We start from the raw sequence: 22,408 nt of genomic DNA, 5'->3' as shown, positions 1-22,408 counted from the left end.
TCGATGAACCGTGACAACGGCACCGAATCGTCTTACATTGCAGGACTTTTGCGCGGCATCGACCTGACTGCATCGCCACTGCGCCTGTTCGTCACCGGGACCGACGCCAGCGCTCGGCCCCAAGTGACGAGGGCGGTGCGCAAGAGGATCGAATCTGGTGACAGACCTGTGGTCACCGTCGTCACGCATGACGCCCCGGCCGATGCGATTGTGGTGATCGCAGACGCACAGGCTCTGACCTCCGATCAAATCCGTGCCCTGAACGAACTGGTTCAACGTGACGACCTCGGAGTTGTCATCGCCTCCGATCGGATCGATCCTCCACTCGCACCGATCTACTCGAACATCTCGAGTTTCGGTACCGTCCTACATCTGAACCCGTTGAACCGGTCAGATATTCGGAAGATCGCCGCGGAGCGAAGAGTTCCGCTCGACGATCGTGCCGTGCTGACGCTCGAGCATCTGGCCGGTGGTTCCTTCGGGGCCGTCGAAGCGTATTTCGCCGCCGCCTCGGCGGGCCGCCCGGAAATGGCGACAGCCGTACGCACACACATCCTCCATCAGGTCACCGCTCTGCATCCGATCGAGCGTGAGATCCTCGAGGTTTCATTCGCCGTCCCAGACATCGACGCTTTCGAGCTCGATCTGGGACAGGAGAAGTTCAGCCTCACAGCGGCATTCGACCGAGCACTGGCCACCGGACTGTTCGGTTCACGATCACCTCTCGTCGCGAGCGTTGTGGCAGAGTCGACCAGCACAGGACGTATCCGCAGCGAGCTGATCAGAATCGTCGAATCACGCGCGCACGCGAGAACCCTCGATATCGATACAGCACGAAGACTTTTCGACTCCGGCATCCGACACCGCGATCTCACGGCTGTACTACGAGACGCAGTCGACGCGAGCACGCCGACGGTCGCGGCAGATCTTTTTCGTCGTGTGAATTCGATCGAGCCTCTCGGCGTGGCGGACACACTGCTGTACGCCCAGGTCTCGGCTCGGAGTGGTGACCTCGACACTGCCTGCCGCCTGGCCGATTCCGTCATCGCCGAACCCGATCTCGACAACGCGAGACTGGCTGCGGCGGTGCGAATCCGCGCAGCTTCGTCCGCAGCATGCGGCCAACTCCGCGCCGCCGCAGATCTCTACACCTGGCTCGGGCCAGGGCGCACCGAAACCGAATCCCCCTTCGCCGCAATCACCTTCCTCGGCATCGGCAACGTCGACGACGCGAACGCGGCGCTCGCCGGGCATACTGGATCACCGTCGAGCTCCACGGTCGGCGCTGCCACACTGGCCAATGGACTGATGCAATCGGTCACGGGGAGTGCACCGAGCGCGCTCAACACGATGTCGCGCGCACTTTCGCTCCCCGGCGGCTCCGGCACATCTGAATTCCAGCCTGATTCCGCCCCGGCGCTGGTAGCTCTTGCACTCCTGCACAACGGCGCCCATGAACGGGCCGCCGCTGTCGTCGCGGCCGCGATCGCCGCCGACGACGCAAGCAGTCACACGTGGGCGCGGCTTCACCTTCTCGACGCGTGGATCGCGATGACCCGTGGGCACGACACTGCTGTCGAAGATCTACCGGAGGAGGTAGTCCGCGGCCCCCTCCGTGAGCGTGACGCACTGTTTCTGCATGCCATGATCGTGGGTCTCGCTCGACGCTCCGGTGATCTCGCCCAGCTGCGGCGCGCCTGGTCGGGCGCAGCCGGCACCCTCTCGTCCTGCAGCGTGGATCTCTTCAATTTGCTTCCCATCGGCGAACTGTGGCTTGCGGCAGTACGACTCGACGAGGCCGAGCAGGTCGAGCATCTGGTCGACGACGCACGCACGCTCCTCCGGGCACTCGGCGAGCCTCCGCTGTGGTCTTCGCCGCTGCATTGGTACGGCGTCCAGGCGTCGATCCTCTCGCAGTCACCGGCCGATCTCCTTCCACACGCCCATACCCTTGCGGAATCAGCCAAAACCCACACTTACGCAGCCGGTTTGGCGACCGCCGGACGCCAATGGCTCCTACTCATGCAGGGCAGCGTCGACGCAGACGACGTGGAAGCTGCAGCGCGAACACTCAACCGCATCGGGCTGCCCTGGGACGCGGCCCGCTTGGCGGGCGAAGCAGCATTGCGCACACCGGACACCAAATCGGCCACCGCATTGCTCCACGTTGCGCGCTCGCTACGCACAACGTCGACGGCCGAGACGAATGCAACCGATTCGACCGACAGCGCGGCACCACCGTCGGTACTGACCGAGCGCGAACAAGAAGTTGCCGAACTCGTCGTCGTCGGCCTGACCTATCGGGAAATCGGCGAACGCCTCTACATCTCCGCTAAAACCGTCGAGCACCATGTCGCACGCATCAAGCGGCGCGTCGGGGCGCAGTCTCGTTCGGAACTGCTCACCATCCTTCGCAGCATGACACCGCCGAACAAATAGTTAGCTGCATATTGTCCGGAGGGTTGCGTATATCCGTTTAAGTGATAGTTTTCACAGGAATCAGGACATGCATGCCGAGCAAAGTTCGGTAACTGTGAAACGGGGATCGCTATGAAGTGGGGAGTCGAACTCGCCGTCGGCAATAAACGAAGCATTGCTGCGATCGCGAAGCCCGACTCGGAACCAGTGATCCTCGAACGCGAATCGGTGCTGCACCACGCTCCTGACGGCACCGTGCAGCTAGGTGAAACCGCGTTGGGGTCAACCGGCTTGCGCGGGTTCCTCGACAGGGTCGGAACTGACGATACCGACAACTTCTCCGAGCACATGACGCGAGGAGAGGAACTCGTAGCGACAGCAATGTATTGCCTGGTCAAGGAGGTCCGAACACTCACTGATCAGAACCTGAACATCTCTGCGGTGATCCCGGCAGGTTGGTCGAGCGATTCCGTCGACGCACTGCGCGGCGCACTCGACAGCATGGATCTCGACGGCGTCGAACTGATTCCGGAAGAGAAAGCCTCTGCGGCCTGGCTCGCGGATCCGGATGCCGACGACAGTGCAGCCCGCGGAGCCGCAGCGTTGGCCGCGCCTTACTCGATCACCTCTACCTGTTCCGAACCCGAGCCAACCGATCTTGCCGAGCCAGAGGACACCATCGAGGAGTTTCCGCCGTTCGTCCTGATCGAACCGGAGCCGGAATCCGGCGTGGAAGTACCGGGCACGAAAGCACCGAGCGTCGACGGTTGGCTGAATCGTCAGTGGCGATCGGAGCGCCGACCGATCATCGCCGCAGCCGCCGCCGCAGTCTTTCTGACGGTGTCGGGGTGTGCGGCCGCGGTCATCATCGGACACACTCCGACCATTTCAGCGCCCGGGATTCTCGACGCACAATCTCCCCTGCCCACCGGCACCACGCCCGCCACTGCGGCGAGTCCGTCCGGCACGGTTTCGCACTCAGCGACCTCGCTCCCGTCGGAAGTACCCGCTCTCGGCGCGCAGCCGACGGCGCAGTCGTGGTCATCCGAAGCGGAATCGACCTCATCCGAATCCCAGCCCATCCCGGCGAGTCCGGGCACCGGTACCGAGAAATCCACTACGGCGAACGTCCCCGCGCAACAGGGATCGCCGATCACCATCCAGCTCGACCCCCTTCGGATCGAGAACCTGCCGCCGGTCGTCGGACCGCTGAATCCGATCGATCCGGCTACCCCGGACACTCCCGCCGTAACCGACCCCACTGATACACAGACAACGCCGACGCAGCCCTCCAACCCGACCGACACAACCGATCCGGTGGTGCCGAATCCCGACATGCCCGTCATGCCATTGGCCCCGAGACCCGGAATGCCAAGTTAGACAGAAAGATTGAACAGCCAGACAGGAGGCGCATATTCCTCGTCGAAACTTTTCCCCTATGGTGGGTGCGGTACCTACCGGCTCGGTGCCGGGGACTTGAAGGGATTTCATGCGTAACTCGTTGGCGATCCGCACCGCTGTGGTCGGCGCCTCGGCACTACTGCTCGCAGCTCCATTCACCACGACGGCATCGGCAGAGCCCGCCTCCGACACGCATGTCGAACAGCTCGAAGCCGACCAGCTTCCGGCTGAGCTGGTCGAGGCGATCACACGCGATCTGAAGATCTCCCCACAGGAGTATCTCGACCGCGCTGCCAAAGCTCAGGAACTCGGCGCGTACGCCCAGGAATTCAAGTCCGAGCGCCCCGGCGACTACGCCGGATCATGGATGGGACTCGACGGTCAACCCGTCGTAGCCGTCACCACCACCGAAGCTGCTCGAATCGCGGCCGACGACGGATACCGCACCCACGTCGCCCCCGTCTCCGCTGACACCCTCGAGAAGACGCTGGCCGACGTCAACGGATGGATCGCCGGGCTTCCCAAGGAAATATCACGCGCAGTCAATTCGGCGACTATCGACGTCTTGAACAACCAGGTCGTCATCGACGTTGCGAACAGCCCCGTCGGGCAGGCACTCAATCTTCCGACCCTGCTCGAGAACACCAAGATCGTTCTCAGCCCGGACGGTGGCGGATCGGTTGATCCCGGAGCGCTCGGCGGCGACACCTACATCACGTCGACAGGTCCCATTCGCGAGACGCCGACCGAGAACATCTCGGTCTGCTCGTTCGGGTTCAACGCCGTCGACGATCAGAACAATGCACTCAATATCAGTGCCGGACACTGCAATCCGGCCGAGGGCTCGAAGTCGCCGGTCTACCTGCCGAATCACGCGAACGTCGACGACAGTCAGTTGATCGGCGCCTTCTCACAGTCTTCCGTCGGCAACAACGCCGGTGATCTCGATTACTCGGTCATCAAGTTCGACCAGTCGGGCATCGACGCGGGCCTCGACCGCGCTGCCGTCCGCGGTGCCAACGGGACCACCCTCGCGATCACCGGAACAGCACGTCCCGTGATCGGCGCTCCCATCTGCAAGTCGGGTCAGACGTCGTCCTTCACCTGTGGCGTCGTGGCAGCCGATCGCGTCGAAACACAACTGGTCATGGCTGACGGCGATTCACGAACCGTCCGCGGGTTCGCTGGTACCGCGTGCACCCTCGCCGGGGACAGTGGCGGCGCCATCGTCTCCGGAACCCTGGCGCTGGGCATCACCAGCGGTTCCAACAGCAGCGGCGCACCCAGTTGCAACGAAGCGAACCTGGTACTCGCGACCTCCGGTGGAACCTCGAATCTGGGTATCCCGGTCGGAGACATCCTCGACGCTGCAGATCGTGCATCCGGTGGCGGTATCGGTTCCGGAATCCGCGTTCGCACTGCGGGTTGACCAACGCCTGATTCACAGCACTGTGCCCGCCGATCTGTTCTGATCGGCGGGCACAGTGCTGTTGTCGGTCGGGGTCAGCGCTGTTTGCTCATGTAACGGGTGGGAATAGCGCGTTCGAACCCATATAGTCATGGTCGACTGTGATCGGCTCACCACAAGTCCGTGAGCCGTATCCGTGTGCTCCCAGGGGGGTGGTACGCGGTCAACGAAGTGGAAAGGCCCACATGCGAAGCTCCATCGCACGTCGCGCCGCAGTGTTCGGTTCGGCCGCGCTGCTGCTCCTCGGACCGATTACCGCGGTCGCGAACGCAGAACCGAATGAATCCGGGGTATCCGATCAGGCAGCCCATCTGCCCGTCGAACTCGCCGAAGCCCTACAGCACGACTTGGCGCTGACGCCCGACCAGTTCGTCTCGCGTTCCGAACTCGCGCAGAAGCTCGCAGAGTTCGCCGCCATCGCGCGCGTCCAGTTTCCCGACTCTTTTGCCGGCGTGTGGCTCGACGACCTCGGCAAGGGCATCGTCGCTCTCGCTGACGGTCGCGACAAGGATGCTGCCCGCGAGGCCGCCGAGAAGGCCGGCTTCGAGGTCAAGGACGTCGCGCAGAGCGAGCAGGCTCTGCAAGGTCAACTCTCGGCACTCAACACCTGGCTCGATTCGCAGCCTGCCGAGGTCGCAGACCTCGTGCGTGGCATCGCCGTCGACGTGGTCGGCAACGGAGTCGCCCTCACCGCCGATCCTGCTGCCGGCATCGAATTGCCTGAGTTCCTGAAGCGGACCGTCGTCCACACCGCTGCTCCGCTACTGGTTCCCCCGATCGTCGCGGACCTCATTCCCGCAACCGGATCCGCAACCGGCGACGCTGCACTGGGCGGAGACGCCTTCGGCGCGACCTCCGGTAACACCGGACTGCGTTGTTCATTCGGCTTCAACGGCACCGACGGTTCAGGACGCACGGTCAACATCAGCGCCGGTCACTGCGATCCCAACCGTGCCGCTGCCGGCACCTCGAACTCCAGCCAGGTCTTCCCGATGGTGAACAACCAGACCGGGCCCCGCGTCGGATACTTCGCCAAGAGCAGCTTCGACGGGCGTGACTACTCGATCATCAACATCGACGACAACGCGAAGTACCGCTTCGAGAACAACAGCGTGCGGGTCCCGTTCAACCGTTCGGTCAATATCACCGGTACCGCCGATCCCATTGTGGGCGCCCCGGTCTGCAAGGCGGGATCGACCACCGGCTTCAGCTGCGGCGTCGTCACCGGCGTCAACCGCGTCGCCAAGGTCTTGGATCACACCCTCGACAACGGCTTCACCACCAACATCTGCGTCCTGCAGGGTGACAGCGGTGGCCCCATCGTCTCCGGAACGTTGGCAGTGGGCATCACGAGTGCGTCCAACGTCGCCACCTCTCCCCTTTGCGAGATCGCTCAGGCCGAGACGTTGTTCGGACAAGAAGCACCGACGCAGTACGCGACGCCGATCAACGACATCCTCGCCGCCAATCCAGGCCTGAAGGTTCGCGACTACTGATCGCACGCATTCCCCGAGACAGCAAAACGGGCGCCACACCTTTCGAAGGTGTGGCGCCCGTTTCGGCGTTCGTGACGTCTAACCGGTAGAGCTGCTTACTGGAAGAGAGTTGTTCCGGCCGGAGCGTTCAGGACCTTGATCAGGTCCATGCCCGCGACGATTGCGGTTCCGCCGCCGGCGAGGATGGTACCGGCGACTCCACCGATACCGGCACCGGTGACCATGCCGGGGAGGCAGCCGATAACCAGGCCGGGCAGACCCACGATGCAACCGATGACTGCTCCGACGATCGTGCCGGTGAGGCTACCGATCTGCGTGGCAAGCCCGAGCTGTGACTGGAACTTCTCGATTGCCTTCTGATCCTCGTCAGGCGAAGCAACCGGGGTGAACTCGGCAGCGACCGGCTTCGGCTTGGAGCTGGCCGGGTCCAGGTTCGGCTTGAGGGTGAGGGTCTTGCCGTCCTCACTGATGGTCTCGTCGAACGGGAACTGAACGTCCCCGAGGTTGAACGCGAGCGGCAGGCTCACGAGAGTTGCGCCCTGGCTGTTCTGCAAGTCGACGTGTGTGCCGTCACCCGATACCCGGAATGCCCCGGCATCGATGGTGGTGACAACAGCCTGGTCGACGACCTCGGCGGTGTACGAAACGTCGGGTGACGTCTCCGGAGCTGCGTAAGAAGTACCTGCAGCGATGCCCGTAGCGGCAATGGTCATCGCTGCGATGGCCGCAGCTTTACGAATGAACATTTTTGATCCTCCCCGGGAGCGAGCGGGCGCAAGTCGATGACTCACACCACCCGTTTCCCCTGTGCGTGACGGGCGTAACGATAACAGCCGGTCGGTTGTCCTCACCTGCCCGGAAACCGAGTTAGGGCTGCCTGACAGAAAGGAGCCCGACGGCCACCGCCTAACGTGACGACCAGACATGTCTGCGTTTGACCAAGCCCGTCCGACGCAGAAGATTGATCTCTCCAGGCCACGAGCGGTTACCAGTCGGTATCTACAGGCTGGTAATGCTAGTTACTGGCGGGTAACATAACGCAGGTTAGTATCAGTGGGCTGTCCCGAGGTGGCCGACGCGTCGCCCTGAAACGAAAGGCCGCGACATGAATGCCCTGACGATTACGTTGGGCACGATTGGTGCTCTGCTGAGCTTGGTGTGTTGGTACATCTTCCTCTCAGGCGCGCTGAGGATGTTCAACACCGTGCGCATCGGCCAGTCGGCACCCGATCGATGGCGCCCGTTCTTCCCTCGCTTCAAGCAGATGATCATCGAGTTCATCGCGCACACGCGCATGAACAAGTTCCGCAGCGTCGGCTGGGCCCACTGGCTCGTCATGGTCGGCTTCCTCGGCGGATTCCTGCTCTGGTTCGAGGCTTACGGCCAGACGTTCAACCCCGAGTTCCACTGGCCCATCTTCGGTAACACGTGGGCGTGGCACCTGTGGGACGAGATCCTGGGCCTCGGCACCGTCATCGGTATCACCACGCTGATCGTGATCCGTCAGCTCAACCACCCGCGCCTGCCTGCGCGCCTGTCCCGGTTCGGCGGCTCCAACTTCAAGGCCGCCTACGTCATCGAGGGCATCGTCCTGCTCGAGGGCCTGGGCATGATCATGGTCAAGGCCGGCAAGATCGCGACCTACGGTCACGCCAACCCGTGGACCGACTTCTTCACCATGCAGGTCGCCAAACTGCTTCCCGCCAGCCCCGTCATGATCTCGGTGTTCGCGTTCGTCAAGCTGATGACCGGCATGATCTGGCTCGCGATCGTGGGCCGCAACATCACCTGGGGCGTCGCCTGGCACCGCTTCTCCGCGTTCTTCAACATCTACTTCAAGCGTGAAGACGACGGCACCGTCGCGCTCGGCGCGGCAAAGCCCATGATGTCCAAGGGCAAAGTCCTGACGATGGAGAACGTCGACCCCGACACAGACACTCTCGGCGCCGGAAACATCGAAGACTTCTCCTGGAAGGGCTGGCTGGACTTCACCACCTGCACCGAGTGCGGGCGTTGCCAGTCCCAGTGCCCTGCTTGGAACACCGGAAAGCCGCTCTCCCCCAAGCTGCTCATCATGTCGCTGCGTGACCACGGCTACGCCAAGGCCCCGTACCTGCTCGCTGGTGGACGCAAGGACATGGGCGGCGACGAGATCGGACTCGTCGACAGCGAAGGCAACGTCAAGGAAGCCGCACTCGCAGCCATCCCCGAGGCCGCACGCCTCGAGGCCGACCGCAAGCTCGTCGGTGAAACCGTCGAAGGTGAGATGGCCCCGGTCATCGACGCCGAAACCTTGTGGAGCTGCACCAACTGCGGCGCCTGCGTCGAACAGTGCCCCGTCGACATCGAACACGTCGACCACATCATCGACATGCGTCGCTACCAGGTCCTGATCGAATCGGAGTTCCCCTCCGAGCTCGCCGGCCTGTTCAAGAACCTCGAGAACAAGGGCAACCCCTGGGGCCAGAACTCCAAGGATCGCCTCAACTGGATCAACGAGATGGACTTCGAGATCCCCGTCTTCGGCAAGGACGCCGACAGCTTCGAGGACTACGAGTACCTCTTCTGGGTCGGCTGCGCCGGCGCCTACGAAGACCGTGCCAAGAAGACCACCAAGGCTGTCGCCGAACTCCTCGCCACCGCGGGAGTGAAGTTCATGGTCCTCGGCGCCGACGAAACCTGCACCGGCGACTCCGCACGTCGTGCCGGCAACGAGTTCTTGTTCCAGCAGCTCGCAATGCAGAACATCGAGATGCTCAACTCGGTCTTCGACGGTATCGAGCAGAAGAAGCGCAAGATCGTCGTCACCTGTGCGCACTGCTTCAACGCCCTCGGCAACGAGTACCCGGAGGTGGGCGGCGACTACGAGGTCGTGCACCACACCCAGCTGCTCAACCGTCTGGTGCGCCAGAAGAAGCTGATCCCGGTTGCGTCCGTGAGCGAAGACGTCACCTACCACGACCCGTGCTTCCTCGGACGCCACAACAAGGTTTACGACGCTCCCCGTGAACTCATGGAAGCCTCAGGCTCCAAGCTGGTCGAAATGCCGCGTCACGGCGAACGTTCCATGTGCTGTGGTGCCGGTGGTGCTCGCATGTGGATGGAAGAGAACATCGGTAAGCGCATCAACGTCGACCGCGTCGACGAAGCGCTCTCCACCAACCCCAAGAAGATCGCCACGGGTTGCCCGTTCTGCCGCGTCATGCTCACCGACGGCGTCACTGCCCGCCAGGAGCAAGGCCAGGGCGAAGGCGTCGAGGTCGTCGACGTCGCGCAGCTGATGCTGAACTCCGTCACCCGCCTCGATCCCGCCCAGCTCGGCGAGAACATCAAGGTGATCCCGCGTGAGAAGGCCCCGGTCGCTGCTGAGGCAAAGGCTGAGACTGTCGAGCAGGATCGGGTCGCCGAAGTCGAGGAAGCCGCCGCGACTCCGGAAGCCAAGGCTGCACCGGCAGGCAAGGGTCTGGCCATGAAGGGCCTCGCCAAAGCACCAGGCGCAAAAGCTCCCGGCGCCAAGGCACCAGGCAAGGGCCTCGGAATGGCCGGCGGGGCAAAGGCTCCCGGCGCCAAGAAGGCGGCTCCCGCCGCAAGCGCGGAAGCTCCCGCCGCCGAAGCTGCTGCACCGGCCACACCTGCGGCAAAGCCCAAGGGGCTCGGTCTTGCGGGCGGAGCCAAGGCTCCCGGCGGCAAGGGACTGCAGATGAAGGGCGCCGCCAAGGCACCCGGAGCAAAGGCCGCTGCCGCACCGGCAGCGGAAGCACCGGCAGCTGAGGCTGCTGCACCCGAAGCTGCTGCGCCCGTCGCCAAGCCGAAGGGTCTGGGCCTGGCGTCCGGCGCCAAGGCTCCCGGAGGCAAGGGACTGCAGATGAAGGGCGGGGCCAAGGCTCCTGGCGCAAAGGCTGCGCCTGCTGCTGAAGCACCTGCCGCTGCTCCGGCTGCACCCGCCGAGGCACCCGCAGAGGCTCCGGCCGCCGAGGCGGAAGCCCCGAAGGCTCCACCGGTCGCCAAGGCCGGCGGACTCGGATTCAAGTCGGGTGCAAAGGCTCCCGGCGCTCGGAAGGCAGCTCCTGCTGCAGCCCCGGCGCCAGCTGCGGCACCGGCTCCCGAGGCTGAACCCGTGAAGGCAGAACCCGCCGCCGAACCTGTGAAGGCAGAACCCGCCGCCGAAGCACCTGCTGAAGCGTCCGCACCCGCGGAAGCTCCGGCTCCTGCTGCCGCGCCGCCCGCCCCCAAGGCAGGTGGGCTCGGATTCAAGGCCGGCGCAAAGGCTCCCGGCCGCAAGAAGTAACCGCTCCACACGCGAATGCCCTCACCGTCACGGTGAGGGCATTCGTGTTTGTATGGGGAGCCACTCCCGACCGAGCACCCTTTCCCTCGACTCAACATCCCTTGCTCTACGCGGAAAGCGGTGCTCGCCGTGGACAAGTGGTGCTCACTCCCCCGCCGCCAAATCGAGGTCGCCCTGTCAATCTGCGACAAGCATCACCGCACCGCGCGCACGCCCGACGCCCCTTTCCTGCTGCCGTCCGATGACGTATCGCCCCGGAGCGATTCCGGTCGCGCCGTGCTCCGGATGGATCAGGTACGCGGTCACTCGGGTGTCGAGCATGCCGAGCGCAAGGCCCCGAGCATCTTTCACCGGCGTCGACCACGTGCACTCCCCTTCGTCTGCAACCAGACTGTGGGGGTTACCGCCCGCCGCGCTTCGCAGCAACTCCACTCCCGAGAGCGGCACTCTCACAGAGCGTGTCCATGGCAGAGGCGCCACGATATTTGCGAGCAGCGCAAACGGGATCACGATGAGATCGCCCTGCGCCTGAAGTCCGTCGATCACAGGAATGGACACTTCCTGGTCCAGGTAGTCGAAGACATCGAGGCCGGTGAGGGTGGTGAGAGCGGACAAGGTCATGTTCGAGTTCATAAGTATCACCAAGGGTTTGAGGATTGGGGGTTCGAGATTCAGGTTCGACGAACGAGACGGGAGTAATCGGCGCCGGTGATGCCGTAAGTCCAACCGGCGGCATCCAACGCGGAGGTAAACCATCCGGGTACGTGAAGGCCGTATCGACGCCGATGCCCGTCGCGTTCGAAAGAACCGTTGACCGCGAGGAGAATGCGTCCACTTCGGCCCCAGCCCTCCGGTGACGCGTAGAGCTGCAGCAGGCAACCGGCATTACCGGGATCGTCGGCTTGGTCGACCAGTGTCAGGCCGGCCAGCTCGATGTAGGAATCCCACCCGATCCGCTCGATTGCACATCGACGGATCTCTACATTGCGCTCGTGTGCGATGCGTTCGGCGGTCGGGTCGAGCACTACCCAGTCGGGAACGATCGCTCCGTGCAGAACGAACGCCTTTGTTCCGTCTGCGAATTCGAGTGCCGGGGAATCAGAGTGGTGGAGTCGGCGTTCTCCCCGCGCACTGCCCGGTATCCGCTCCGAGTGCAAGACCCTGGGTCGTTCCGCCATGATGCACACGTCGTCGAACGCCCACCACCACCCGGTCGAGTCAGCCGGTGCGGTCTGCACATCGAGAAGTTCACGGTCTTCCGAGCGGAAGGTCGCAAGACCGTATCGATGGCATGTGTCGTAGTACGCGATTCGATGGGCGTCCTGCTGCCCGTACCAGGTCACTCCACCCGCCACCGGGGTCGACATCGTTCGTATCGCAGCTGCCACGCCGTCGAACAGTGTGGTGTGCAACGATTCCCAGATTGCGGATCTGATGATCCGCGCTGGATTGACGCGGCGCTGAGTCGAACCCCGCTGAGTCGACCCCCGCTGATCCGACCCCTCGGACACGCTGGCACCAACGCCCCCGAACGCGCGACGTTCCATCTCCCAGCGTTCTATCTGCCAGTCAATGCTCCGACGTTCGATACGCGCGTTCATACGTCGGCGCGACGCCGAAAACATGCTCGCGATGTGCCCGCAAGCGCAGTCGAGTCCAGTGCCGTCGAAGGACATCTTGTTCGACAGACCTTCGGCGGCGATCAGATCCGATCCAGCAGAGGGCGACTGAACCCAGACGAACTCCGGTTTCGGGAGCCCGGATCGTCGGTATAGTTGCGCGACAGCAGATTCTGCAGTGGATCGATCGGCCGGGCGTGTACACAGACCGCGTTCGAGCCATACGTCGCGGACTGCTTCCAAGGCCTGATTGTCTTCATCGAAGATATCGATGTTCTCGGTCGATGTCGCTCGACGTGACGTCGACGAGCGAAACGGTGCGGCGCTCACGCGACGGTGGCGGTGTCCGCCTTTCCTGTAGTCATAGTTCAACAGCCTGGCACGCAAACGCTCCGGACGCAAGGGTTGCCTAGAGTGCGACACCGAGAACCTGCCACCGTTTCCCCACACCCAACACCCTCTCCAGCGACGCGAAACCGGTTCGAACTGTGGACAAGTGGTGTTCACTCACGGCTATCCACAGCCCCGGGTTCACGGCTTCCTTTCCAGCGCCGGGCGCAGCAAGATCGATCGGCATGGGGGAACAAATACGCATCATCCGTCGGCCAGAGCAACTGTCGACAGGTCGTACCGATTCCGAGATCCGGCAGGCCTGCGCGAGTGGAAATTGGTCCAGAATCCATCGCGGTGCCTACGTACCCAGCGACCACCTGTCCCACCTCGACGCATACGGGCTACATCGATTGCGCGTCGAGGCTGTGGCCGGTACCGCTTCGGCACATGCAGCGGTCAGCCACATCTCGGCAGCGGTGGTGCACGGCTTCGAACTCTGGAACACTCCGCTCGAAGTTGTGCACCTCTCTCGGGACCGACGAGGCGGTGGCCGTAAATCCGCTCGACGACACGTGCACTCGGTATCGTTCACCGACGACGAGGTCACCCACGTCGACGGCCTACGCGTCACGACGCCGGCACGAACTGTTGCGGATCTCGCGAGGACGCTCCCTTTCGAACCGGCTCTCGTGGTGGGCAATTCAGCATTGCACCGTTCAGCGTTGACCAAAGATGCAGTTGCGGCCTCGCTTGCACTCAGCCCGAACCATCCGCGCCATCGACATGCGCTCCACGCGCTCACCGCGATGGACTCGCGCATCGAAAGCGTCGGTGAATCACGGAGCCTCGCATTGTTCCTGCAGGAGCACTTACCACTCCCCGAACCCCAGGTCGAAATCCACGACGCTCGAGGGTTGGCCGGCCGCGTCGACTTCCTGTGGCGTGAGCAGCGCACCATCGGAGAGTTCGACGGCCGCATCAAATACGGCCGACTGGTGCCCGCCGGGCGCAGCGCCGAGGACGTGCTCTGGAACGAGAAGCTCCGCGAAGACCGACTCCGTGACGCGGGGTGGGAAGTCGCGAGGTGGACGTGGGCCGACCTGTCGACCCCGTCACTGCTGGCAGGTCGGATCCTCGCGGCCTTTGCGCGCAGCCGCGGGGCCGTCAGCTACTGATCGCAGGCTTCCACAGCTCGAGCGTCGCAATGCCGGGTGGGGTGAATCCGAGCACCTGCCCGTAGAAGGACAGCTCGGCGTTGCGTGAGCTGATGATGGTCGACTGCTTGCGGAATCCGTGAGATTCACCCTCGTAGGCCAGGTAGGCATGCGGAATACCCTTGGTCACCAGAGCATCCCGGAATCGCTCCGCCTGCGAAGGTGGCACGATCGGATCGTCGAGACCCTGGAGCAGCAACACCGGGCAGTTCAACCCGTCGACGTTGTTGAGCGGAGCACGTTCCGCGTACAGGTCGGCAGATTCCGGCAGCGGGCCGATCAAACCGTCGACATAGCGCGATTCGAAATCGTGAGTTTCCTGCACGAACAGGTCCAGTTCGGCCACGCCGAAATAGGAAGCACCACAAGCGAACACGTCGGACGTCGTCAGTGCGGCCAGAACGGTCCATCCACCGGCAGATCCGCCTTCGATGGCAAGGCGGGCCGGATCGGCAAGCCCTTGCTCAGCCAACCCGGTGACGGCGGTGACGACGTCCTGCACGTCGACGACACCCCACTGTCCGCGCAGCCGGTTGCGGTACTCACGTCCGTAGCCGGTCGACCCGCCGTAATTCACATCGACGACGCCGATTCCGCGGCTGGTGAAGAAGGCGTAGACGAGGTTGAGGGCCGGGGCGACGTGCGCCGTCGGCCCACCGTGAACAAACGCAACGTATGGCGGCAGTTCGCCGTCGAGTCCTTTGTATCGCGGACTGCGCGGCGGATACGCAACGGCGTGAACTTCTCGCCCGTGTCCGTGAGCCACGACAGCTCGCGCTTCCGGAAGGTATGCAGACTCGGGCAATTCTTCGACCGACGAACGGATTTCGGCGAGTTCGCCGGTACCGAGGTCGAACTCGCGTAGCGCGCCCGCCAGTTTCGCGCCTCCCGAGGTCAGCAGCAACCGATCGCCGCGAACCTGCATGAGGCCGATGCTGGTGACACCCGGGATCGCGATGTCGCGCAGTTCCCCCGACGCCGGATCGAGTACCGCCAGCGTGTCGGTTCCCACCGTGCGTGCGGTGAGAAGGTGCCCGTTGTCGAGTTCGACGAACCAGCGCGCACCGAAGCGCCACTGTGGGCCACCGAAATCCGCATCCACCGGGCAGATCGGGGTGATCTTGCCGCCGACTCGATAGATGTTCCACCAGCCGCTGCGATCACTGATTGCGTAGAGTTCGTCGTCGGTGATCCACTCCGGTTGCAGGACGGACTCTTCAAGTCCGCCGATCAGCACGGAGTAGTTCTGAGCGACGCCGTCGACGAGTGGAGCTACCCGCAGTTCGGTACCGTCCCAGGGCATTTGCGGATGGTTCCACGCGATCCAGGCTATTTTGGTTCCACTCGGCGAAAGCCTCGGTGACGAGAGGAAGTCCGAGCCGCCGACGATCGAGCGAACCTTGCCGGAACCGTCCAGCGGAATCGCGCAGATATCGCGAGTGATCGCCCCGCCCTCCGCGTGCGCTTCCCGAACCGCCCACACCTCACCGTTCACGATCTGCAGGTCTGCGTATCGCAACGCGGCCGGCGACGCGGGTTCAGGCGTCAGAGCCCGCGGAGTGACTCCTTCGAGGATGTACACCCGTTGATCGGAGAATTCACTGAAGACCAGTTTTCCGGACTCGGTGACGGTCCAGGCGCCACCGCCGTACTCGTGAACCCTGGTCCGCGCGTTCCACGGCGCGGGGAGGATGTCGACGGGTTGGTTGTCGAGACCGGATCGACGGATCGATGTCCGACCACCCTCGGTCGGACGAAGTTCAGCCCACCAGATCTCGTCACCGACGTATCGTCCACCCTCGACAGGGTGGCCACCTGCAGCCAGATCCGCTGCTCCGATCGGAGAAGTCCACGATCCGTACGGGGCTGCAATCTGCTCGCTGGGGGTCATCGCTCGACAATAGCCAACTGGTCGCGCGACACGGTCCCCGACAATGCACTTGCACAGTGGTGGAATCATGTAACTCGTGAGCACACCAGAACCCGTCCGCCATCGTCAGCCGCAGCGCGAGCTGGAGCAGTCGTCGAAGCTCCAGAACGTCCTGTACGAAATCCGTGGGCCGGTGCACGCGCATGCCGCCCGGTTGGAGGCGGAAGGACACCGGATCCTCAAGCTCAACATCGGCAACCCGGCACCGTTCGGATTCGATGCTCCCGATGTGATCATGCGCGACATGATCGCCGCCCTGCCCTATGCGCAGGGCTATTCGGAGTCGAAGGGCATTCTGTCGGCGCGGCGCGCAATCGTGACGCGTTACGAGCTGGTTCCCGGCTTCCCCGAGCTCGACGTCGACAACATCTACCTCGGTAACGGTGTTTCCGAGCTGATCACGATGACCATGCAGGCCCTCCTCAACAACGGCGACGAGGTTCTGATCCCAGCGCCCGACTACCCGCTGTGGACTGCGATGACGAGCTTGTCCGGAGGCACGCCCGTCCACTATCTCTGCGACGAGGCCAACGACTGGAATCCCGATATCGCCGATATCGAATCCAAGATCACCGACAAGACCAAGGCTCTCCTCGTCATCAACCCGAACAACCCCACGGGTGCGGTGTACTCCATGGAGGTTCTGCAGCAGTTGGTCGATCTGGCACGCAAGCATCAGCTTCTGCTGCTCGCCGACGAGATCTACGACAAGATCCTCTACGACGACGCAAAGCACATCTCGCTGGCAACGCTTGCCCCGGACCTGCTGTGCCTGACGTTCAACGGCCTCTCGAAGGCCTACCGCGTCGCCGGCTACCGCTCCGGCTGGGTCGCGATCACGGGCCCGAAGGATCACGCCGCCGGCTTCCTCGAGGGACTCGACCTCTTGGCGTCGACCCGCCTGTGCCCCAACGTCCCCGGACAGCACGCCATTCAGGTCGCCCTCGGCGGACACCAGAGCATCGAAGACCTGATCCTGCCCGGCGGCCGCCTGCTCGAGCAGCGCGACGTCGCGTGGGAGCGATTGAACATGATTCCGGGTGTTTCGTGTGTGAAACCCCGCGGCGCGCTCTACGCGTTCCCTCGTCTGGATCCGAACGTCTACGAGATCCACGACGACGAGAAGTTGGTTCAGGACCTGCTTCTCCAGGAGAAGATCCTGATGGTTCAAGGCACCGGATTCAATTGGCCGAACCACGATCACCTTCGGATCGTCACCCTTCCGTGGGCCCGGGATCTCGCCGTGGCCATCGAGCGATTCGGCAACTTCCTCACCAGTTACAAGCAGTGATTTCGGCCCGTCGAATCGGGCAAAATCAGGTAAACAATTCGTTGTACAAATACCCCGTAAACGTAAAAGTGCGGGGTATTTGTGAGACCTTCGTCACAACATTCGCATACCAGGCGGTTTGATTGACACTTTAACTATTTAGTGACCTGCCCTGATGCGAAAACGGTCCAACCGGTACGTGATTCGTCGTGAAATTGGTAGTTGGACAACGCGCCAAACCCGATTGAAATTGGGTACATTGGTTATCAGCACTTCGGTGCCGCGAGCACCTGGTATCCCTCCCCCCCCTGTGGATACCAGGTTGGTGGCGGGGACAACCCCCCCTGTTCCCCGCCACCCAGCTCGACCAATCCCAGTTTCGCCTCTTTCCCGGAAATCACCTGTGCCGACGCTGTCGTCGATCGACACTATCCGCAGAAGCTGACCATTCGCTTCGGAGCCGATAACATTGCACCGGTGCAAATCCCCAGTCCGACACTCAGTTTCCGATGAGTCACGGCCACGGCCACGGTGGCCCCATCCAGATCGGCCCCACCGCATCACGCGTCGTCATAGGCTTGCTCGTCGTCATCGGCATGGTTGTCGTCGCGGCAGCTATCGCGCTGTGGCCGGACAAGAACACCATTCCCGTCCCGCTCCCCTTTCAGAACGCCGACGGCAGTTCGGTGGAGACCGAGGCGGGCACCGTCACGATGCAGGATCTCGGCGACTGCGGAAGTTCCTCCGCCGGAAGGGTATTCGTCGGTGCACCGCAACCGCCACCCACCTCCGCCTATCAGTGCCAGCGCAGTATCGTCGATATCGAGTCCGGGCCGAATGCCGGAACGAAGACACTCCTCGAGATCATCCCGGGTGCCGGACAACCGGATCTACGGGTCGGTGACCACATTCGCCTGGTGCGTCAGACCGACCCGAACGGAAACACGCAGTACTCCTTCGAAGACTATTCGCGTGGACTCCCGCTGGCGTTGATCGTCATCGCGTTTGCCGTCGTCATCATCGCCGTTGCGCGGTGGCGCGGATTGCGGGCTCTTGTCGGTCTGGTGATCGCCTTCGGCGTCGTCGTCGGGTTTCTTCTGCCCGCATTGCTCGACGGTAAGCCTGCGATACCGGTTGCACTGGTCGCCGGCGCGGTGATCTTGTACGCGGTTCTCTATCTGGCGCACGGTGTCTCACTCAAGACCAGTTCGGCTTTGCTCGGCACCCTTGCCGCGATGGTGCTCGCTGCCGTTCTCTCCTACCTCTGTATCGAACTGACGCACCTCACGGGATTGTCCGAAGAGCAGAACACCAATGTGCAGACATACATCGAGCACATCGACATCACGGGCCTGCTGCTGGCGGGCTTCATCATCGGATCGCTCGGTGTTCTCAACGACGTCACCATCACCCAGGCATCTTCGGCATTCGAGTTGGCCGAACTCGACAAGCACGCACCCCGCCGAAAGGTGTTCAGCGGGGCGATGCGGGTCGGACGCGATCACATCGCCAGCACGGTCTACACCTTGGTTCTCGCGTACGCCGGCGGGGCGTTGCCGCTGCTTCTGCTTTTCAGCGTCAGCGGGCGCCCTCTTCAGGACGTCCTGGTCGGTGACGCTGTAGCGATCGAAATCGTACGGTCCGCGGTCGGCGGGATTGCTCTGGCTCTATCTGTTCCGCTCACTACTGCTATCGCTGTGATTCTGGCTCGGCCACCCGGTAGTGCGGTCAAGGCCGGCCCCACGTCAGGTGGCCGACACTCCAAACGCTGAAAACGAGCCTCAGAGTCCGGGAATCGGTGGGAGAACCGGTAACAGAATCGGCGGAAGCCCCGGGATGTAGATCGCGGGCGGTGGCGGCGCGGGAGCGGGCGCGGGCGGCACGTAAGTGTCCTGCACGACTGGCGGAGCCTCGACGACCGGAGGGGCTTCCTCCGTCGTCGTCGGGGGCGGGGTCGTTGTGGTCGTAGGCGGCGGGGTAGTCGTGGTCGTCGGCGGCGGCGTAGTCACCTCGGTTGCCACGGGTCCGGCATCCTCGGAATCGAAGACCTTTCCTCCGTAGCCCAATCCCAACCCCACGATCACGATCGCCGCGATCACACCGGCGCCGAGGCCAGCGAACCGTAGCGGGTTTCTCGGCTCTTTGGATGTCGATTCGACGGGTTGTGTCCCGGCGAGCCAGGACGGGTGTGCGGTTCCTGCCCCGGGTGCCTCGCCTTCGTACATCGCCGAGTACGCCTGGGCGTCAACCATCACAGCCTCGGTGTCGGCGTCATGTTCTGTGCCGAATCCGTCCGTGGCCTGGTCACTGTCGGCGACCGCGAGATCTGCGGCCGGATCGAATCGTTGCTCGTGTCGGTTCGGTCGCGGCTGAGGCAGTTCCGCCGCGTAAGGGCTCGGCACCTGTTCCTGCGGAACGGACTTCGTGCCGGAAGCGGCTTCGGACAAGGCATTCGGCCGCTCCGATTGCGCGAGCGTTGCGACCCCTCCGTGGCTGAACGCCTGAACCGGAACGGGTACCTCCGCCGGGGTGTGGATCGGATACGGCGCAAAGATCGGCGCTACAGCCGGAACCTGAACCGGGGCAGATACCGCGCGCGCCGATGGCGTCATCGACGACTCCGCGATCAGCGCAGCGCCTTGCGCAGTCACGAGTTCCGGCTGCTCGGGCGCGATGAGGGGGCACTCCAGCCACGCGGCGAGGGTCGCCCGCACGATCGGAATGCGTGCACCGCCACCGATCAGGAGAATCGCGTCGGGGTTACGGCCGGACGTTGCGATGACCTCTCGTATCTCGCGTGCGAAGGCCTCCACCGACGTGACGACCAACGAATCGAAAACTTCCCGCGACAGCAGGAGAAGCCCGCCGGGCCCGGGCAGGCACACCGCACTTCGTGAGGACAGCTGTTCCTTCGCGAGTCGGCATCGCGCCTGCAGTTCTGCATCGCCACCCGGGTCGGCCGGCGTAGCTATACGGCGACGCACGGTCTGATCCGAGTAGACGAGCTCGTCGAAGTGATCTCCGCTGACCCGCGTCGACCGGGCGGTGACGACGGTAGACCGCATCTGCCTGTCCACAATGCTGATCGTCGATCCAGAACTACCGATGTCGACGACGACGAGTGTGCTCTGGTCGGTCAGCGCACCGGACTCCTCGAGCATTCGAAGCGTCGCGACTACTTCGGGAACCAGCTCGAAGTTGTCGATGCCTTTCTGTTCGAACGCTGTTTGGAGTGCTCCGGCCTGCGCTTGATCCCGGTAGGCGACGACCGTATTGCTGCCGAGATCGGCATTCTCGGTCAAGGCCACGCCGGTTGCCTCCGCTGCGACTTCCTCCGGAATCTCACGACCGCGATCGACCGCTCTGGATCGGAACACCGGACCACTGTGGTCGGGCGTCCCCGGGCGCGCCAAACGCACAGCGCTGGCTCCCACCGTCACACCCAAAACCAAGTTCATGATCCACCTTCGTCGACCGGCGACGGGTTCCGTCAGCAGACCCCGTCATTCCCCGGCCGGAAGTCTACCCACTGGGCATGGTCTGCGAGGTTCGCGCATCTCACCTAAGGCCTTCTCACAGCTATTTTTTCGCAACCTGGACGGTCGACCTACCGCCCCAATCCGCGGTAGTTCCAACCGGCGCCGCGCCACAGGTCCGGATCGAGGCAATTTCTGGCGTCAACGATCACCCGCCGCCGAACGAGTGGTTCCAAATCGCCGGGCACGAGTGAGGCGAACTCGTCCCATTCCGTGGCGATCAAGACCACATCAGCATTTCTGCAAGCTTCTGACGTGGAGGTTGCATAGTGAAGGGTGGGAAACAGTCGGCGAGAATTGTCCATGGCCTTCGGATCGAAAACGGTGACCGCTGCCCCGTGCAACTGCATCATTCCTGCAACGTTGAGCGCAGGCGAATCGCGCACATCGTCGGATTCGGGCTTGAACGCGGCCCCCAGAACCGAGACGTTAGCTCCCAGCAAACTGCCTTCGCAGGCTGCCGTCACCAGCTCCACAGCTTTTGTGCGTCGTCGCATGTTGATGCTGTCTACCTCGCGGAGGAAGTACAGAGCCTGGTCGACACCCAATTCCCCGGCGCGTGCCATGAACGCCCGAATGTCCTTCGGCAGGCACCCACCGCCGAACCCCAAGCCCGCATTGAGGAACCGTCTACCGATCCGAGCGTCGTACCCGAGAGCGTCGGCCAACATCGTGACGTCGGCGCCGGTCGCCTCGCACACCTCCGCAATCGCATTGATGAAGGACACCTTGGTCGCGAGAAACGCGTTCGCAGATCCCTTGACCAACTCGGACGTCGCCAGATCGGTCACGAGGAACGGCACCCCCGCGCCCAGTATCTCGGCATACACCTCGCGAAGAACGCCTTCGGCGTTTCCCGGCCGGTCACGATCGATCCCCAGAACCAACCGGTCAGGGCTCAAGGTATCCGCGATCGCGTGTCCTTCACGCAGGAACTCCGGATTCCAGGCCACCTCTACCGAGCCACCCGCCGGCGCAGTCGCTCGGAGTCGCTCGCCGAGAGCCGCTGCCGTGCCTACCGGCACCGTCGACTTCCCGACTATCAGCGAAGGCTTTCGCAACAACGGCGCCAACATGTCGATCACCGAATGAACATGACTGAGATCTGCGGCGTACTCCCCCTTCTTCTGGGGCGTCCCCACACCGACAAAATGGATGTCGGCAAAATCCGCGGCATCGGCGTAGGAAGTCGTGAACTGCAGCCGACCCGACGCCAGATTCTTCTCGAGCATGTCGGTCAGACCCGGCTCGAAGAACGGGACCTCCCCACGAGACAACTTGTCGACCTTGGACTGGTCGATGTCGACTCCCAGCACGTCGTGACCAAGTTCGGCCATACACACTGCGTGGGTCGCCCCCAGGTATCCCGTTCCGAACACGGTCATCTTCATGTGTTGTTGGTATGCGTCCGAACTTTCCGAAACGCGTACGCCAG

General features: G+C 63.3%; 14 protein-coding genes. 8 read left to right on the top strand and 6 right to left on the bottom strand.

Going from position 1 to position 22,408, the window contains the following annotated elements; all coding sequences use genetic code 11:
- The first annotated feature begins 3 nt into the window (after positions 1-3).
- The 4 genes from AC3WQS_RS26085 to AC3WQS_RS26070 all read left to right on the top strand — a co-directional run bounded on the left by AC3WQS_RS26085 (position 4) and on the right by AC3WQS_RS26070 (position 6,783).
- Positions 4-2,439, top strand: coding sequence for a LuxR C-terminal-related transcriptional regulator (locus AC3WQS_RS26085; RefSeq protein ID WP_492713179.1), 2,436 nt, complete (start codon positions 4-6; stop codon positions 2,437-2,439).
- 111 nt (positions 2,440-2,550) lie between these two features.
- Positions 2,551-3,798 (top strand): hypothetical protein, encoded by a 1,248-nt coding sequence (locus tag AC3WQS_RS26080; protein ID WP_492713178.1) that lies wholly within the window; start codon positions 2,551-2,553, stop codon positions 3,796-3,798.
- 109 nt (positions 3,799-3,907) lie between these two features.
- Entirely contained in the window at positions 3,908-5,248 is a 1,341-nt protein-coding gene (locus AC3WQS_RS26075) for a S1 family peptidase (RefSeq protein ID WP_020906592.1), read from the top strand.
- Between the two features lie 224 nt (positions 5,249-5,472).
- Positions 5,473-6,783, top strand: coding sequence for a S1 family peptidase (locus AC3WQS_RS26070; protein ID WP_029254718.1), 1,311 nt, complete (start codon positions 5,473-5,475; stop codon positions 6,781-6,783).
- 95 nt (positions 6,784-6,878) lie between these two features.
- Here AC3WQS_RS26070 and AC3WQS_RS26065 read toward each other — a convergent pair whose 3' ends face one another.
- Positions 6,879-7,529 carry a DUF8020 domain-containing protein gene (locus tag AC3WQS_RS26065; protein ID WP_021343217.1) on the bottom strand — a complete coding sequence of 217 codons (651 nt, stop codon included), beginning with the start codon at positions 7,527-7,529 and terminating at the stop codon, positions 6,879-6,881.
- 359 nt (positions 7,530-7,888) lie between these two features.
- On the opposite strand from AC3WQS_RS26065, the gene AC3WQS_RS26060 reads away from it, so the two are divergent.
- Positions 7,889-11,071, top strand: a complete 3,183-nt coding sequence (locus AC3WQS_RS26060; protein WP_020968767.1) for a (Fe-S)-binding protein — start codon at positions 7,889-7,891, stop codon at positions 11,069-11,071.
- A gap of 177 nt (positions 11,072-11,248) precedes the next feature.
- Here AC3WQS_RS26060 and AC3WQS_RS26055 read toward each other — a convergent pair whose 3' ends face one another.
- The gene (locus AC3WQS_RS26055; protein WP_020968766.1) at positions 11,249-11,704 is read right to left on the bottom strand and encodes a DUF8820 family protein; all 456 of its coding nucleotides are present in this window, start codon (positions 11,702-11,704) and stop codon (positions 11,249-11,251) included.
- A 38-nt stretch (positions 11,705-11,742) separates the two neighbouring features.
- Complete coding sequence (locus AC3WQS_RS26050; RefSeq protein WP_492713177.1) at positions 11,743-13,020, bottom strand: DUF6745 domain-containing protein; 1,278 nt, start codon at positions 13,018-13,020, stop codon at positions 11,743-11,745.
- Between the two features lie 245 nt (positions 13,021-13,265).
- Here AC3WQS_RS26050 and AC3WQS_RS26045 point away from each other — a divergent pair, with 245 nt between their 5' ends.
- Positions 13,266-14,198, top strand: a complete 933-nt coding sequence (locus AC3WQS_RS26045) for a hypothetical protein (RefSeq protein ID WP_020968764.1) — start codon at positions 13,266-13,268, stop codon at positions 14,196-14,198.
- Here AC3WQS_RS26045 and AC3WQS_RS26040 read toward each other — a convergent pair.
- Positions 14,188-16,128 (bottom strand): S9 family peptidase, encoded by a 1,941-nt coding sequence (locus AC3WQS_RS26040; protein ID WP_020968763.1) that lies wholly within the window; start codon positions 16,126-16,128, stop codon positions 14,188-14,190. The two genes, AC3WQS_RS26045 and AC3WQS_RS26040, sit on opposite strands and share 11 nt — an antisense overlap.
- Positions 16,129-16,204: 76 nt before the next feature.
- Here AC3WQS_RS26040 and AC3WQS_RS26035 point away from each other — a divergent pair, with 76 nt between their 5' ends.
- Positions 16,205-17,458 carry a pyridoxal phosphate-dependent aminotransferase gene (locus tag AC3WQS_RS26035; protein ID WP_019747413.1) on the top strand — a complete coding sequence of 418 codons (1,254 nt, stop codon included), beginning with the start codon at positions 16,205-16,207 and terminating at the stop codon, positions 17,456-17,458.
- A 488-nt stretch (positions 17,459-17,946) separates the two neighbouring features.
- Positions 17,947-19,209, top strand: a complete 1,263-nt coding sequence (locus tag AC3WQS_RS26030; RefSeq protein WP_019747414.1) for a YibE/F family protein — start codon at positions 17,947-17,949, stop codon at positions 19,207-19,209.
- Between the two features lie 9 nt (positions 19,210-19,218).
- Here the strand turns inward: AC3WQS_RS26030 and AC3WQS_RS26025 are convergent, their stop codons facing one another.
- Both AC3WQS_RS26025 and AC3WQS_RS26020 read right to left on the bottom strand, forming a co-directional pair.
- Complete coding sequence (locus AC3WQS_RS26025) at positions 19,219-20,895, bottom strand: DUF7159 family protein (RefSeq protein WP_232816783.1); 1,677 nt, start codon at positions 20,893-20,895, stop codon at positions 19,219-19,221.
- Positions 20,896-21,044: 149 nt separating this feature from the next.
- Positions 21,045-22,364, bottom strand: coding sequence for a UDP-glucose dehydrogenase family protein (locus AC3WQS_RS26020; protein WP_029254713.1), 1,320 nt, complete (start codon positions 22,362-22,364; stop codon positions 21,045-21,047).
- Between the last annotated feature and the right edge of the window lie 44 nt (positions 22,365-22,408).

This window comes from Rhodococcus sp. FW305-130, assembly GCF_058788335.1.
The sequence above is the reverse complement of the archived record's forward strand: the minus strand, read 5'-3'. Positions and strand labels throughout refer to the sequence as shown.